Genomic DNA, 13,651 nt, shown 5'->3' with positions numbered 1-13,651 from the left:
GGAAAGACTTACATAGAAGATTGCTGTCGACGCCGCCCATCGCGGGAACCTCGGGTTGGCCCGGATGTTGCTTCGAATGCGCTGAAGTTCCTGCCGATCGGCACAGGGCAGGACTGGAAGGACTGGAATGCTTCGCAAGATCAGCCGCCTGTTCGTGATCAAGACCCGCTGGGAAGCGTTCATGATCATCTATGCCCTCGCGCTGGGCGCGGTGGAGCGTGGAAGCGTCTACCTCACGCGATTTCCGGGATGGGGCGGCAAGTTGCTGTTCCTGGCCTGCACGGGCGCCGTCTTCATGGCCGGTGCGAAAATACTCGACTGCCTGAAATTCGAGCAGGCGCAGGAACGCGCTGCCGAAAAGGCCGAAATCGCATCCGAAACCGATCAGAATTCCATGGCGAGAATCGACGCCGCCTAAGCGCTGTCGTCGTTCGAACAGCCATCCGACCAAAGCCGCGCAGCAGGCGGTTTCGCGGCGATTCTCTTTGATGGATGAAGGTGGGGTGTTTCTGTTGCAAGGTACACCCCGGACCCCTGGAATCCCTTCTGTTGCCCGGTGGGTCCAACCGCGCTTTAGCTTTGTAACGTCAGGCCGTTAGGCCCTAGAATTACGCGGCGAGAGCGAGTGCTTCGTTGTCGTTGGCACTTGTGAGTTTTGAGCCTTGAACGGGTTACTCAGCCCGAATGAAAACACCGCTTTTCAACACACGTCGATCCTAGTTCGGCCCCGTCATCACCCCTGCGACAACAGGGTTGCCCTGCCGAAAGGCAGGACGGGTGATGGTGGAGCCGCCGGGTACCGCCCCCGGGTCCGCTGTGCCTATTGTACGGCGCAGTTTATCATCATAGCCAACCGAAGCTGGCGAGACCCCATATAGGGCGCCGTACGAAAATGAAAAGGGGGCGGGTTCACCCCTCCCCCTCTTCGTGGAACATTGCTGTGGAACACGCTCTTTCGCGAAATTCCCTGCCCGATCAGCCCTTCTTCAAGGCGTCGCGGATTTCCGCAAGCAGTTGAACTTCGGTCGGGCCGGTCGGCGCGGCCGGTTCTTCCTTCTTAGGCAGAAGGCGATTGGCCTGCCGCACGATCAGGAAAATCACGAAGGCGAGAATCAGGAAGTTGATAATCGCCGTGAGGAAGGCACCGTAGCCGAACATGGCCACGCCTGCCGCTTTGAGCCCGGCGTACGTCATCGGGCCGGTATAGTCTGCCGGGACGGTGCCCAGCACGACGAACTTGTTGCTGAAGTCGATACCGCCGGTGATGAGGCCGATGAATGGCATGATCACGTCGTCAGTCAGGGAGGCAACGATCTTGCCGAATGCGGCGCCGATGATGACACCGACGGCAAGGTCGAGCACGTTGCCGCGCGCAATGAAAGTCTTGAATTCCTGAAGCATGGGTCGGTTTCCCCTCGATCCTGTGCAGGCCATGGCTGGCCCTGGAGACCTGCCACATCGAAGTTTAGCTAACAATCGGTTGCGGTAAGAAGTTGCATGACGCGACTGTCCTTGAACGGGAACCGCCGCCTGCTATCTATCTGAGCAAGAGACCGTCCATTCAGAACGAGGCGGGGCCGATCGGTCCCGTCGATCAGGAGGATCACGCATGACCCTGTCGAACCTGGCCCGCAAGAGCCGCGCCGTGCTTGCCCTTGCGGCGGCTCTGTCGCTGGCCGCCTGCGGCTTCAACTCGGTTCCGACCAAGCAGGAAGCCGCCAAGGCGAAGTGGGCCGATGTGCAGGCCGCCTTCCAGGAACGCGCCAACCTCGTGCCGAACCTTGCCGCCGTCGCCAAGGGCGCCGCGACGCAGGAAAAGGAAATCCTCACGGGCGTGGTCGAGGCGCGTGCCAAGGCAACCAGCGTGCAGGTCAATGCCGAGGATCTGAATGATCCCGCGAAGATGCAGCAGTTCCAGGCTGCCCAGTCGCAGTTCGGCCAGAGCCTGTCGCGCCTGCTGGTCAGCGTCGAGCAGTATCCCGATCTCAAGTCGATCGTGAACTACCAGATGCTCCAGACCCAGATCGAAGGTCAGGAAAACCGCATTCGCATCTCGGTGCGCGACTACAATGCCGCGGTGCAGGACTACAACACCGAAGTCCGCACGTTCCCGACCATGATCGGCGCCAAGCTGCGCGGTGCAGATCCGCTCGTGCCTTACCAGGCCGCAACGCCGGGCGCGGACGTGGCGCCGAGCCTCGAAGGCAAGATCTGATATCGTGATCCGCGTGAAGGCCGTCCTTGCGGCCATCCTTCTGGCGTTCGGCGCGCTGCTTGCCCAGCAGGCGGCCGCCGCGCCCAGTTTCCCCAAGCTGACCGGGCGCGTGGTCGATGACGCCAAGGTCATCCCGGACGATGTCAAAGCCCGCCTCACGCAAAAGCTGGAGGCGCTGGAGAAGAATTCGGGCCGCCAGCTGGTGGTCGTCACCCTTCCCAGCCTTCAGGGCTACGAGATCTCGGACTACGGCTATCAGCTCGGCCGCGCCTGGGGCATCGGACAGAAGGGCAAGGACAGCGGCGCGCTGCTGATCGTCGCGCCCAATGAGCGCAAGGTGCGGATCGAGGTCGGCTATGGCCTGGAGCCGATCGTTACCGACGGCCTTTCCTTCCTCATCATCAACAACGACATCATCCCGCATTTCAAGCAGGACGATTATCCCGGCGGCATCGAAGCCGGCGCCGACGCTCTGGTCAAGCAACTGACGCTGCCGCCCGAGGAAGCGCAGAAAGTCGCGGCCGAGGCCGATGCCGCGCGCAAGGATAGCGGCGGCGGATTCCCGATCGGCACGATCGTGTTCATCGTCATCATCGTCATCATCGTCTTCTTCGTCGTGCTGCCAATGGTCAACGAGGCGCGCGGCGGCGGTCGGCGCCGGGGCGGCTTCGGCGGCCCGATCATCTGGATGCCCGGCGGTTTCGGCAACGACGATGACGACGATCGCTGGGGCGGCGGTGGCGGATGGGGCGGCGGCGGCGGCTTCGGAGGTGGCGGAGGTTTCTCGGGCGGCGGCGGCAGCTTCGGCGGCGGCGGCGCGAGCGGCAGCTGGTAGGGGGACGAGACAATGGCATTACCCATCTACCTCTCCGACGAGGACCATGCGCGGATCAGCGCCGCCGTGGGCGAAGCGGAAATGCACAGCGCCGGCGAAATCGTCACCGTCCTGGCAGACCGTTCGGACGGCTATACCGACGTGGCCCTTGCATGGTCGGCGATCGTAGCGTTTCTCGCCCTGGCCGCGCTGGTAATCGCTCCGGAATTCTACATGGGCCTCTACGAGCGGCTGCTGGCCGACTGGGGGCACGAATGGACCCCGCGCATGATCGTCGGCCTGGCTGCCGGTGTGGCTGCGATCAAGTTCGGCGCCATGCTGCTGCTGCAGCTCTGGCCGCCGCTCAAGTTCTGGCTGGTGCCTCCGCAGATCAAGACCATGCGCGTCCATGCCCATGCGGTTCGCGCTTTCCGCATCGGCGCGGAGCAGCGGACGACGGGGCGAACCGGCGTCCTCATCTACTTGTCCATGCGCGAGCACCGGGCCGAAATCGTGGCCGACCGCGCCATTGCCGCGAAAGTGGATCCCGAGGTCTGGGGCCAGGCCATGGCGGCCATGCTGGCCCATGTCGGCGATGGGCGGATCTGCGACGGCATGATCGTCGCCGTCGGCAAAGTCGGCGCGATTCTTTCCGAACATTTCCCTCGCGCCGATGACGACGTGAACGAACTTCCCGACAGGCTGATCGAAATATGACCGATATCTCCACGCTGCCCCTGCCCCCGGACGCCGATGCGGCGGATGAGATCATGTGGCAGGGCAGGTTCATCACCGCCCGCAAGCGCGGCCGCTGGGAATATGTCAGCCGCGCCAGAGGCATCCGCGCCGCGGTGATCCTGGCCGTCGATCCGCATGACCATGTCATCCTGGTGGACCAATACCGCGTGCCGCTGGGCAAGCGCTGCATTGAATTGCCGGCGGGGCTGGTCGGCGATCACGACGAGAGCGCCGATGAAGATGCCAGCGTAGCTGCTGCCCGCGAGCTGGAAGAAGAAACCGGCTATCACGCAGGCCGCATGGAAAATCTGGGCGAGTTCTTTTCCTCCCCCGGCATGGTCAGCGAAAGCTTCACGCTGTTCCGCGCGCACGATCTGGTGAAAGTAGGCGAAGGCGGCGGCGTCGATAGCGAAGACATCGTGGTCCGCCGCGTGCCGCTTGCCGGGATCGAGCAGGCCATCGCAGACTGGCGCGCGCAAGGCTACGCCATGGACGTGAAGCTGCTCATGCTGCTGGGCGCGCGGCTGCTGGGCTGATCGTGAAAACGCGGTTCGGCGTCTGTCAACGCAAGGCGCGCTACGCCAGCGAGGCGGCGGCGCTGGACGTGGCGCAAAAGGCCGACGTCGTTCTGCGGCCCTATCGCTGCCCGCTCTGCCGGCAATATCACCTGACCAGCCGAACCAAGGGAATGCGGGTTCCACGCTTCCTGCTGGAGCGGGCGGAAGGGAGCGAGGGGGCCTAGCAACCCGGCCCCGATTGGCGGCCCCGCCCTTCTCGCCTCCCGATCCTCGCCCTCATGACCGGAAAAGTTCCGTCACGGCGAGCGATGGGATCAAGGCGAGAGTGCAAACCGGGGCCGCTTTGGGCATGACGGAATTCAGAGCGTGGTGAAGATCGCTCCAAAGTCCTTGCCGCCGTTTCCGGCCTCGACGAACGCCTCGTAGATCCTGGTGGCGTGCTCGCCCATCGGCACGGCGGCGCCGGAGGTTTCGGCTCCCGCCATCGCCAGACGCAGGTCCTTGAGCATGAGCGCCGAGGCGAAACCGCCCGCGTAGCCGTTGTCCGCAGGGCTCGTCGCGCCGACGCCGGGCATCGGCGTATAGTCGTTGAGCGACCAGCAGTAGCCGGTGGCCTTGGAGCTGATCTCGTAGAACGTCTGGGGATCGAGCCCCGCTTTTTCAGCCAGGGCCAGCGCCTCGCAGGTGCCGATCATATGGATCGCCAGCAGCATGTTATTGCACATCTTGGCGACTTGGCCTGCGCCCGTTTCACCGGCATGGATAACCGCCTTGGCCATCGGTTCCAGCACGGCGCGGGCGCGCTCGAAGGCTGTTTCGCTGCCGCCGACCATGAACGTGAGAGTGCCGCCATTGGCCGCCGCGATCCCTCCCGAGACCGGCGCATCGACCATTTCGTATCCGGCCGCCTGCGCCAGTTCCACGACTTCGCGCGCAGTGGCGAGGTCGATGGTCGAACAATCGAGGAAAAGCGCGCCCTTGGGAGCGTTTCCGAACACTTCGGCGGTGTAGACCGAGCGGACGATCGCGCCGTTGGGGAGCATGGTCACGACCGCTTCCGCGTCCGTGACGGCTTCGGAAACCGTCGCTGAAATCGAACAGCCCTGCTCCGCCGCCTTGCCGGTGGCTTCCGGCGAAAGGTCGAAGGCGGTCACGGCATGCCCGGCCTTCACGAGGTTCACGGCCATGCCGCCGCCCATGTTGCCCAGACCGATGAAGGCGATTTTCATGACGTTCTCTCCCAAGTTTGAGACCGCTGGCCATCCGTTACCATCGGCCGGGCACCCAAGCGCCTCGCTGCATTCTTGCGCGGCTGGGCCAGCGGTCCCCGGTCACGCCGGGACGACATCCGACCCGCCACGGCGGCCTTAGCGGCCTTTCCAGACGCCGGGGCGCTTCTCGACGAAAGCGGCCATGCCCTCGGCCTTGTCCTCGGTGGCGGTGAGCACCTGGAACAGGCGGCGCTCCATGATGAGGCCGGTGTCGAGCGTGGTCTCGAAAGCGAGGTTGACCATTTCCTTGTTCATCATGGCGGCCAGCGGCGGCATCCCGGCAATCGCTTCGGCGGCCTTCAGCGCTTCGCCGAGGAGCTGGTCCTGCGGCACCACGCGGCTGACCAATCCCGAACGCTCGGCCTCAGCGGCATCCATCATGCGGCCGGTCAGGCACATGTCCATGGCCTTGGACTTGCCGACCGCACGGGCCAGGCGCTGCGAGCCGCCCATGCCAGGCGCCACGCCCAGCTTGATCTCCGGCTGGCCGAATTTCGCGTTTTCAGAGGCGATGATGAAGTCCGCCATCATGGCCAGTTCGCAGCCGCCGCCAAGCGCGAAGCCGTTGACCGCAGCGATCCACGGCTTGCGGGTGGTCTTGACGATCTGCGCGGTCCAACCGGCGAAGAAGTCTTCCGAATAGAACTCGGCGCCGGGCTTTTCGACCATCTCCTTGATGTCTGCGCCTGCAGCGAAGGCCTTTTCACCCGAGCCGGTGATGACGGCGCAGCCCTGGCTCTTGTCCGCCTCGAAGACGGCGAAGGCCTTTATCAGTTCGCCCAGCACCGACGAATTCAGGGCATTGAGCGCCTGCGGACGGTTGAGCGTGATGAGAGTGACGTTGCCCCTCGTTTCGACCAGGATCGTTTCGTAGCTCATCGGAAGTCCCTTCAGGTATTCGCTTCGATATCGGCGATCAGCGCGGCAAGATGGGCCGGGCTGGCATGTTCGTGTGCCTCGTCACGCGAGGTCTGCGTGTTGTCGTAAGGGATCGGCTCGTCGAACTGATCCGCAGCCAGATCCCAGAACCGGCCGTCCACCCGGTTGTAGAAGTGAGTGCCGCCCTTGGTCGCGGTCTTGAAGATGTCCCCGCCGAAGTAGTGCTGCACGGCCAGCGCCGTCACCGCGCACTGATTGCGCGCGGGGTTATCGGGATCGAATGGATCGGGGATGGAAGCGGCGGACCAGGATTTCTTGACGACGTGGTAGAGTTCGATCGGCGTCGGGAACGTCAAATCGGCCTCCACTCGTCTTCGGGGGCGAGCGGCGCGAAAATCGCGTCCAGCATATCTTCGGTCACGTCTTCGGGCGTCGACGGGTTCCACTTCGGCGCGTGGTCCTTGTCCACGATCACGGCGCGCACCCCTTCCGCGAAGTCGGGCAGGACCAGAACGTGACTGCCGATGCGGTACTCCATCGCCATGTTCTGCGCGAAATTGTCGAGCGTCAGCGAGGTGGCGAGCTGGCGCAGCGCGACCTTGCAGGCCTGCGGGCTCTTGGTGCGCAGCGTGGCGAGTTCCCGCGCGGCCCATTCGCTGTCGTCGCTTTCCAGCGAAGCGAGCACCTGCTCCAGCGTGTCGAAGGCGAAATGCTTGCGGATCTGCGCGGCGTGGGCGGCGATCCTGGGCTCGGGCGCCTTGTCGGAAAGCGCGCCGAGCACACCGCCGATTTCATGGCCCGCGGCGATGCGCCGCTTGGCTTCAGGAAGCGCCTCGCTGGGCAGGTAGTGCGTCGCAAGGCCCGCCCAGAGGCATTCCGCACCGTCCAGCCGCGCGCCGGTCAGCGCCAGGAACTGGCCGAGCCTGCCGTCCAGCCGCGAGAGGTACCAGCCGCCGCCGACATCGGGGAAAAGGCCGATCCCGGTCTCGGGCATGGCGAAACGGGTGTGCTCCGTCGCCACCCGGAAGGGCGCGGGCTGCGAAATGCCGACGCCGCCGCCCATGGTCACGCCGTCCATGAATGCGACGACCGGCTTGTCGTAAATGAAGAGCTGGTGGTTGAGCTGGTATTCGGCACGGAAGAAGCGACGCCCCTCTATCCCGTGGTCTTCAAGGGCCGACCTGCGCAGCAGGTTGATGTCTCCGCCCGAGCAGAAGCCTCGACCCTCGCTGTGCTCGATCATGACCGCCTTCGCCTCGGCATCGCCGGCCCAGGCCGCTAGCGCGTGGCTCATCGATTCGCTCATGCCCAGAGTCAGGGCGTGAATCGCCTTGGGCCGGTTGAGCGAGATGATCCCGGCCACGCCATCGCGGCGGGTGAGAATCTCGGCGTCCAAACCACCAGCAGGCACGGCATCGGCAGGGAGGGTATCTCCAGACAGCGAATCGGTAGTCATGTCCTCGTGCCCCTTACTTGAGCAGGTCGCGGCCGATGATCATCCGCATGACCTCGTTGGTGCCTTCGAGGATACGATGGACGCGAAGGTCGCGCCAGAACCGCTCGATGGGATAGTCGCGAAGATAACCGTATCCACCGAAGAGTTGCAGGGCGCGGTCGACGACCGAGGAGCCGGTGTCGCTGGCCATCATCTTGGCCATGGCGGCGAAGCGGGTCTTGTCGGGCGCGCCGGCGGTGACCTTGGCGGCGGCAAGATAGAGCAGCGCGCGGGCTGCCTCCAGTTCGGCGGCCATGTCGGCAAGCCGGAACTGGGTGTTCTGGAATTCGGCGATGGGCTGGTCGAACTGCTTGCGGTCCTTCACATATTGAACCGCCTCATCGAGGCAGCGCTGCGCGCCGCCCAGCGAACAGGCACCGATGTTGAGGCGCCCGCCGTCGAGACCGGCCATGGCGAACTTGAAGCCGTCCCCCTCGGCGCCGACGCGGTTTTCGGCCGGGATGCGGGCATCTTCGAAGATCACCTGCGCAGTGGGCGAGGCATTCCAGCCGAGCTTCTTCTCCGGCGCGCCGAAGGAGACACCGGGCGTGTCCTTGTCCACGACGAAGCACGAAATCCCGCGCGACTTGTGATCGCCCGTACGTGCCATGACGACGTAGACATCGTTGTAGCCGCCGCCGGAAATGAACTGCTTGGTGCCGTTGAGAACGTAGTGATCGCCCCCGGCATCCTGGACCAGACGCGCGGTCGTCTTCAACGCGGCCGCGTCGGAGCCGGAGCCCGGTTCGGTCAGGCAATAGGAGCCGATCTTCTCCATGGAGCAGAGGTCAGGAAGATAGCGATCCTTGAGCTGCTGGTCCCCGAACCTGTCGATCATCCAGGCGACCATGTTGTGGATCGAGATATAGGCGCTGGTCGCCGGGCAGCCATAGGACATGGCCTCCATGATGAGCGCCGCGTCCAAGCGGCCGAGGCCGATGCCGCCGCTTTCCTCGGACACGTAGATCGCCCCGAAGCCAAGCTCGCCCGCCGCTTTCCAGACATCGACCGGATAGTGGTGCTTCTCGTCCCACTCGGCAGCATAGGGCGTGATGCGGTCGGCAGTGAACTTGCGTGCGGTCTCCTGGATCGCAAGCTGGTCCTCGGTCAGCCCAAACTGTTCGGTCATCTCTGTTCTGTTCCTGGCAGGTGCGGTGGGGTGCTTCTAGGGGCACTTTGCATAAGTGAGCGTACCGGGCATCGCGTCCGGTCCGGTGTCCTTGCGGACAAGGGTCTTGCCGCCGTCGGGCGAGCGCAGGGCCACGTCAAGGTTCCAGCTCTGCCCTTCGCCGGTGAAGGCGAATTCGCCCTCCAGAGCCGTCGCGGAGCCAGACTTGATAGTGCCGAGCTTGGCCACCGATTCGTAGAACTTCAACGTATCGGCATCGACCGTCAGCAGGCCCTTGGCATCACCCCTGGTGCTGGTGCAATCGGCATCGACGAGACCCCAGCGGCCCTGCAGGGCGGCGGGTATCGCCGAAGGCACCGCAGCCGGCTCCGATGAGGCGGAGCCGGCACCCGAGGATGGCGCCGTGGCACCGGGCGCCGGCTCCGGAAGCATGGTCGCGGTTTCCTCGGCCGTGGGCTTGGCCGGCTCTTTCGAGCAGGCGGCGAGACCGAGGGCAAGCAGCGAGACGGTCAGGGCCGGGGCCAGTGCATTGCCGATCTTCATCATCGAACGACCTTCCTTTATCTGCGGACATTCCCGAGGAAACACCTGCAGCCCCTACCCTGTTCCGCGCTCCGGTCCCTGCGTATCGTCAGGCCATGGTCGGGATGATGAAGGCGCTGTCGCCCGCACCGCCATCCGGCCAGCGCTGGGTCACCGTCTTCACCTTGGTCCAGAAGCGAACGCCTTCCATGCCGTACTGGTTGTGATCGCCGAACGCAGAGCGCTTCCAGCCGCCGAAGCTGTGGTAGCTGACCGGCACCGGGATCGGCACGTTCACGCCGACCATGCCCACTTGCACGCGCTGGACGAATTCACGCGCGGCGTGGCCGTTGCGGGTGAAGATGGCGACGCCGTTGCCGTACTGGTGCCTGGAGGGCAGCTCCACCGCTTCCTCGAAGGTTTTGGCACGGACGATCTGGAGGACGGGACCGAAGATCTCTTCCTTGTAGGCACTCATCTCGGTGGTGACATGGTCGAACAGCGACGGGCCGACGAAGAAGCCTTCCTCGTAGCCCTGCAGCGAGAAGCCGCGACCGTCCACCACCAGTTCGGCGCCTTCGTCGACACCGGTCTGGATCCAGTTCTCGATCTTCTGCTTGTGCACGGCGGTGACGACCGGACCGTACTGCGCTTCGGGATCGTTGGACACGCCGACCTTGAGCTTGTCGATCGCGGCGACCAGCTTCTCGCGGAGCAGATCTGCGGTTTCGTCACCCACCGGAACAGCCACCGGCAGCGCCATGCAGCGTTCGCCCGCCGAACCATAGGCGGCGCCCATGATGTCGTTCACGGCCTGGTCCATGTCCGCGTCGGGCATGACGATGGCGTGGTTCTTCGCGCCGCCCATCGCCTGCACGCGCTTGCCGGCGGCAACGCCGCGCTCATAGACATAGTGGGCGATGTCGGACGAGCCGACGAAGCTGACAGCGGCAATGCCGGGATGATCGAGGATCGCGTCGACCATTTCCTTGTCGCCATGGACCACCTGCAGAACGCCCTCGGGCGCGCCGGCTTCAAGGAACAGTTCGGCAAGGCGGTTTGGAACCGAGGGGTCGCGCTCGGAGGGCTTGAGGATGAAGGTATTGCCCACCGCGACGGCCGGAGCGAACATCCACATCGGGATCATCGCCGGGAAGTTGAACGGGGTGATGCCCGCGCCGACGCCGAGCGGCTGGCGCATCGAATAGACGTCGATCCCCGGGCCGGCGCCCTGGGTAAATTCGCCCTTCAGCATATGCGGGATTCCGCAGCAGAACTCGACGACCTCAAGCCCGCGCTGGATGTCGCCCTTGGCGTCGTCCACGACCTTGCCATGCTCGGAGGCCAGCATTTCTGCCAGGGCCTGCATGTTCTGTTCGATCAGTTCCTTGAACTTGAACAGCACGCGGGCGCGGCGCTGCGGGTTGGTGGCGGCCCACTTGACCTGCGCTTCCTGCGCGGTGGCCACGGCACGGTCTAGCAGGGCCTTGTCGCCGAGCGGGACCTGGGCCTGAACCTGGCCGGTGCTGGGGTTGAAGACGTCACCCATGCGGGCGGCCGATCCGCCGCTTCCGCCGACAACGACGTGGTCAATCAGGCGCATTCCTCATCCTTTCGCATTGTCTTCGACGGCACTCACGGTGCGCTTTCCACGTTAGGTGGTCCCGGTCCGATTTGCAGGCAAGCTGAAAATACGCCATCGATAACTGCACATTTGCAGCCCCGAGGACCATTTCCCGCAGTGACGATACCTTGACGATACCTTTTGGGACGATGCCCTCGATCGACTGGAGCGACTACCAGGCCTTTCTCGCCATCGCCCGGGCGGGACAGCTCGCGGGTGCCGCCCGCACGCTGGGCGTGGATCCCACGACGGTCGGCCGCCGGTTGCGCCGGCTCGAAGCCTCGCTGGGCACCGCCCTGTTCGAACAGACCCGCAGCGGCCAGGAACTGACCGAGGCGGGAGAAGCGCTGCTGTCCTCGGTGGAAGCCATGGCCAGCGCCGCCGGACGCATCGCCGAACAGGCCGGCGGGAACGACGGGCTTTACGGCACCTTGCGGATCAGCACGTCCGAGGGCTTCGGGTGCTGGTTCCTGGCCCGCCACCTGCCACGCTTCCAGGCCGCGCATCCGCGGCTCGCCATCGACCTCGTCGCCTCCAGCGGCTTTCTCAGTCCCACCCGGCGCGAGGCGGATGTCGCCATCATGCTGTCGCGCCCGCGCACCGGGCCGCTGGTGGCACACAAGCTGTCGGACTACACGCTCGCGCTTTACGGCACGCACGATTACCTCGCGGCCCACGGTACGCCCTCGCGGCCGGCTGACCTGCTGGATGGCCATGCGCTGGTCGGTTATATCCCGGACCTCATCTATTCCCCCGAGCTGCGCTATCTCGACGAAATCCAGCCCGGCCTGAAGGCGGCGATCCGCTCCCCCAGCATCACCGCGCAGCAAAGCCTGGTGGCCAGCGGTGCCGGACTGGGCGTGCTGCCCTGTTTCATGGCCGAATCCGATCCCCGCCTGGTGGCCGTGCTGCCGGAAAAGCGCATCCTGCGCAGCTTCTGGTTCGTCACGCATCAGGACATCCGCAAGTTGCCGCGGGTCGTGGCATTTCGCCAGTGGCTTGACGAAACCGCCCTGCGCATGGAGGGGATACTGAAGCCCTGACTTGCCCAAGGCTCCAACCGACAGGATGAACGACCCAGTGACGACAACGACCATCGATCCGGCCGAATTCCGCAAGGTGCTGGGCAGCTATCCCACCGGCGTCTGTGTGATCACCGCGCTCGACGAGGACCGGCCCACCGGCATGGTGGTCGGCTCCTTCACTTCGGTTTCGCTCGATCCGCCGCTGGTGGGCTTCTTCCCCGATCGGAAGAGCACCTCCTGGCCGCTGATCGAGAAGGCCGGGCACTTCTGCGTCAATGTCCTGGCCAGCGACCAGGCCGACGTGTGCCGCGCCGTCACCGCCAAGGGCGACCAGAAGTTCGTGGGCGTGGACTACATCGTCTCCGACCACAACCTGCCGATCATCGCCGATTCGATCGCCGCCATCGAATGCCGGCTCTATTCGGTGACCGAGGCGGGCGACCATTGGTTCGTGCTGGGCGAAGTCCTGCGCATGGAAGCCGTGCGGGAAGACGATCCCATGCTGTTCCACAAGGGCCGCTACGGCGGTTTCGCGGAGCGGATGTAAACGCACCCGAATCCGCCGAGGCGAATTCGGCGCGCTCGGCTTGACTTGACCCGCCCCTGTTGTTCACCCGTTCAGCACAGCAGGATGCTTGCGGGAGAGAATGCATGACACGTTCGCTTGAAGGCAAAGTCGCCGTCGTCACCGGCGGCGGCTCGGGGATCGGACGCGGCATTGCCCGGCGGCTGGCCGAAGACAAGGCGGCCATCGCGGTATGGGACCTCAATCCCGAAGGTGCGGCGGAAACCGTGCGGATGATCGAGGATGAAGGCGGCAAGGCACTGGCCCTCACCGCCGACTGCGCGGACAAGGCGGCGATCCAGGCTGCGGCGCAGGAAACCCGCAGCAAGCTCGGTCCGATCACCATCCTCGTCAACAATGCCGGCATCGCGCCCTTCACCCCGTTCATGGACATCGGCGAGGACGAGTTCGACAAGGTGATCCGCATCAATCTCAAGGGCCCGTGGCTGGTCACCAAGGAGATCGTGCCGGACATGCTGGCAGCCCAGTGGGGGCGGATCATCAACATCACTTCCTCGTCCACGCAGTCCGGCTCCTTTGCGCAAAGCCACTACGTTTCCTCGAAAGGTGGCCTGCTCGGCATGACCAAGGCCCTTGCCATGGAGCTTGGCGGCACGGGCATCACGGCCAACATGATCCCGCCCGGATCGATCGACACACCCATGCTGCGCCAGGCGCCCATCGATGCCGAGGCTTACGGCAAGACCCTGCCAGTGAAGCGCCTGGGGCAAGTGGCGGACATTGCCGCGGCGGCTGCGTTCCTCGCCTCCGAAGAAGCGAGCTACATGACCGGGCAGACCATCAGCACCAATGGCGGGCGCTACATGGGTTCCGCCTGATAAGGATGGCGGGGCGC

The 13,651-nt window shown here is 64.7% G+C and carries 17 protein-coding genes and 1 other RNA gene; 9 read left to right on the top strand and 9 right to left on the bottom strand.

Translation table 11 applies throughout. The features are described 5' to 3' along the window. The first annotated feature begins 127 nt into the window (after positions 1-127). On the top strand, positions 128-418 hold the full coding sequence (locus EDF58_RS02645) for a hypothetical protein (RefSeq protein ID WP_132262423.1): 291 nt from the start codon (positions 128-130) through the stop codon (positions 416-418). Positions 419-497: 79 nt separating this feature from the next. On the opposite strand, the gene ssrA is transcribed toward EDF58_RS02645, so the two are convergent. After that, positions 498-903: a transfer-messenger RNA gene (ssrA, locus tag EDF58_RS02640) on the bottom strand. A 72-nt stretch (positions 904-975) separates the two neighbouring features. Beyond that, complete coding sequence (gene mscL, locus EDF58_RS02635; protein WP_132262421.1) at positions 976-1,401, bottom strand: large conductance mechanosensitive channel protein MscL; 426 nt, start codon at positions 1,399-1,401, stop codon at positions 976-978. A 208-nt stretch (positions 1,402-1,609) separates the two neighbouring features. Between mscL and EDF58_RS02630 the strand changes: the two genes are divergently transcribed. From EDF58_RS02630 to EDF58_RS02610, 5 genes are read left to right on the top strand one after another with little or no spacing between them, the layout of a single operon-like run. Further along, positions 1,610-2,215, top strand: coding sequence for a LemA family protein (locus tag EDF58_RS02630; RefSeq protein WP_132262419.1), 606 nt, complete (start codon positions 1,610-1,612; stop codon positions 2,213-2,215). A 13-nt stretch (positions 2,216-2,228) separates the two neighbouring features. Further along, positions 2,229-3,050, top strand: a complete 822-nt coding sequence (locus EDF58_RS02625) for a TPM domain-containing protein (RefSeq protein WP_243654118.1) — start codon at positions 2,229-2,231, stop codon at positions 3,048-3,050. Between the two features lie 12 nt (positions 3,051-3,062). Beyond that, positions 3,063-3,746 carry a hypothetical protein gene (locus EDF58_RS02620; protein WP_132262415.1) on the top strand — a complete coding sequence of 228 codons (684 nt, stop codon included), beginning with the start codon at positions 3,063-3,065 and terminating at the stop codon, positions 3,744-3,746. Then, positions 3,743-4,303, top strand: a complete 561-nt coding sequence (locus EDF58_RS02615; protein WP_132262413.1) for an NUDIX hydrolase — start codon at positions 3,743-3,745, stop codon at positions 4,301-4,303. The genes EDF58_RS02620 and EDF58_RS02615 overlap by 4 nt, the downstream gene beginning before the upstream one ends. Before the next feature lie 2 nt (positions 4,304-4,305). Beyond that, positions 4,306-4,509 carry a hypothetical protein gene (locus EDF58_RS02610; protein ID WP_132262411.1) on the top strand — a complete coding sequence of 68 codons (204 nt, stop codon included), beginning with the start codon at positions 4,306-4,308 and terminating at the stop codon, positions 4,507-4,509. 135 nt (positions 4,510-4,644) lie between these two features. Here EDF58_RS02610 and mmsB read toward each other — a convergent pair whose 3' ends face one another. From mmsB to EDF58_RS02575, 7 genes are all read right to left on the bottom strand, one after another. Then, a complete protein-coding gene (gene mmsB, locus EDF58_RS02605) occupies positions 4,645-5,514 on the bottom strand; it encodes a 3-hydroxyisobutyrate dehydrogenase (protein WP_132262409.1) in 870 nt (289 codons plus the stop codon). 138 nt (positions 5,515-5,652) lie between these two features. Next, the gene (locus tag EDF58_RS02600) at positions 5,653-6,435 is read right to left on the bottom strand and encodes an enoyl-CoA hydratase-related protein (RefSeq protein WP_132262407.1); all 783 of its coding nucleotides are present in this window, start codon (positions 6,433-6,435) and stop codon (positions 5,653-5,655) included. 11 nt (positions 6,436-6,446) lie between these two features. Beyond that, entirely contained in the window at positions 6,447-6,791 is a 345-nt protein-coding gene (locus EDF58_RS02595) for a hypothetical protein (protein ID WP_207912804.1), read from the bottom strand. Continuing rightward, complete coding sequence (locus EDF58_RS02590) at positions 6,788-7,831, bottom strand: enoyl-CoA hydratase/isomerase family protein (RefSeq protein WP_132264060.1); 1,044 nt, start codon at positions 7,829-7,831, stop codon at positions 6,788-6,790. The genes EDF58_RS02595 and EDF58_RS02590 overlap by 4 nt, the downstream gene beginning before the upstream one ends. Before the next feature lie 73 nt (positions 7,832-7,904). Then, a complete protein-coding gene (locus tag EDF58_RS02585) occupies positions 7,905-9,059 on the bottom strand; it encodes an acyl-CoA dehydrogenase family protein (RefSeq protein ID WP_132262405.1) in 1,155 nt (384 codons plus the stop codon). 36 nt (positions 9,060-9,095) lie between these two features. Beyond that, positions 9,096-9,605: a hypothetical protein gene (locus tag EDF58_RS02580; protein ID WP_132262403.1), complete on the bottom strand. Its 510-nt coding sequence runs from the start codon at positions 9,603-9,605 to the stop codon at positions 9,096-9,098. A gap of 85 nt (positions 9,606-9,690) precedes the next feature. Further along, positions 9,691-11,184, bottom strand: a complete 1,494-nt coding sequence (locus EDF58_RS02575) for a CoA-acylating methylmalonate-semialdehyde dehydrogenase (protein ID WP_132262401.1) — start codon at positions 11,182-11,184, stop codon at positions 9,691-9,693. A gap of 149 nt (positions 11,185-11,333) precedes the next feature. On the opposite strand from EDF58_RS02575, the gene EDF58_RS02570 reads away from it, so the two are divergent. The 3 genes from EDF58_RS02570 to fabG all read left to right on the top strand — a co-directional run bounded on the left by EDF58_RS02570 (position 11,334) and on the right by fabG (position 13,634). Continuing rightward, the gene (locus EDF58_RS02570; RefSeq protein ID WP_314468064.1) at positions 11,334-12,248 is read left to right on the top strand and encodes a LysR family transcriptional regulator; all 915 of its coding nucleotides are present in this window, start codon (positions 11,334-11,336) and stop codon (positions 12,246-12,248) included. 37 nt (positions 12,249-12,285) lie between these two features. Further along, a complete protein-coding gene (locus EDF58_RS02565; RefSeq protein WP_132262398.1) occupies positions 12,286-12,777 on the top strand; it encodes a flavin reductase family protein in 492 nt (163 codons plus the stop codon). 104 nt (positions 12,778-12,881) lie between these two features. Beyond that, complete coding sequence (fabG, locus tag EDF58_RS02560; protein ID WP_132262396.1) at positions 12,882-13,634, top strand: 3-oxoacyl-ACP reductase FabG; 753 nt, start codon at positions 12,882-12,884, stop codon at positions 13,632-13,634. The last annotated feature ends 17 nt before the right edge of the window (positions 13,635-13,651 follow it).

The organism is Novosphingobium sp. PhB57, assembly GCF_004342985.1.
Lineage (GTDB): Bacteria > Pseudomonadota > Alphaproteobacteria > Sphingomonadales > Sphingomonadaceae > Novosphingobium.
This window is presented reverse-complemented; position numbering and strand designations above follow the sequence as displayed.

Coding starts and splice junctions, on each gene's coding strand:
- EDF58_RS02645 (WP_132262423.1), top strand. CDS start 128: ATGCTTCGCAAGATCAGCCGCCTGTTCGTGATCAAGACCCGCTGGGAA.
- mscL (WP_132262421.1), bottom strand. CDS start 1,401: ATGCTTCAGGAATTCAAGACTTTCATTGCGCGCGGCAACGTGCTCGAC.
- EDF58_RS02630 (WP_132262419.1), top strand. CDS start 1,610: ATGACCCTGTCGAACCTGGCCCGCAAGAGCCGCGCCGTGCTTGCCCTT.
- EDF58_RS02620 (WP_132262415.1), top strand. CDS start 3,063: ATGGCATTACCCATCTACCTCTCCGACGAGGACCATGCGCGGATCAGC.
- EDF58_RS02615 (WP_132262413.1), top strand. CDS start 3,743: ATGACCGATATCTCCACGCTGCCCCTGCCCCCGGACGCCGATGCGGCG.
- mmsB (WP_132262409.1), bottom strand. CDS start 5,514: ATGAAAATCGCCTTCATCGGTCTGGGCAACATGGGCGGCGGCATGGCC.
- EDF58_RS02600 (WP_132262407.1), bottom strand. CDS start 6,435: ATGAGCTACGAAACGATCCTGGTCGAAACGAGGGGCAACGTCACTCTC.
- EDF58_RS02585 (WP_132262405.1), bottom strand. CDS start 9,059: ATGACCGAACAGTTTGGGCTGACCGAGGACCAGCTTGCGATCCAGGAG.
- EDF58_RS02580 (WP_132262403.1), bottom strand. CDS start 9,605: ATGATGAAGATCGGCAATGCACTGGCCCCGGCCCTGACCGTCTCGCTG.
- EDF58_RS02575 (WP_132262401.1), bottom strand. CDS start 11,184: ATGCGCCTGATTGACCACGTCGTTGTCGGCGGAAGCGGCGGATCGGCC.
- fabG (WP_132262396.1), top strand. CDS start 12,882: ATGACACGTTCGCTTGAAGGCAAAGTCGCCGTCGTCACCGGCGGCGGC.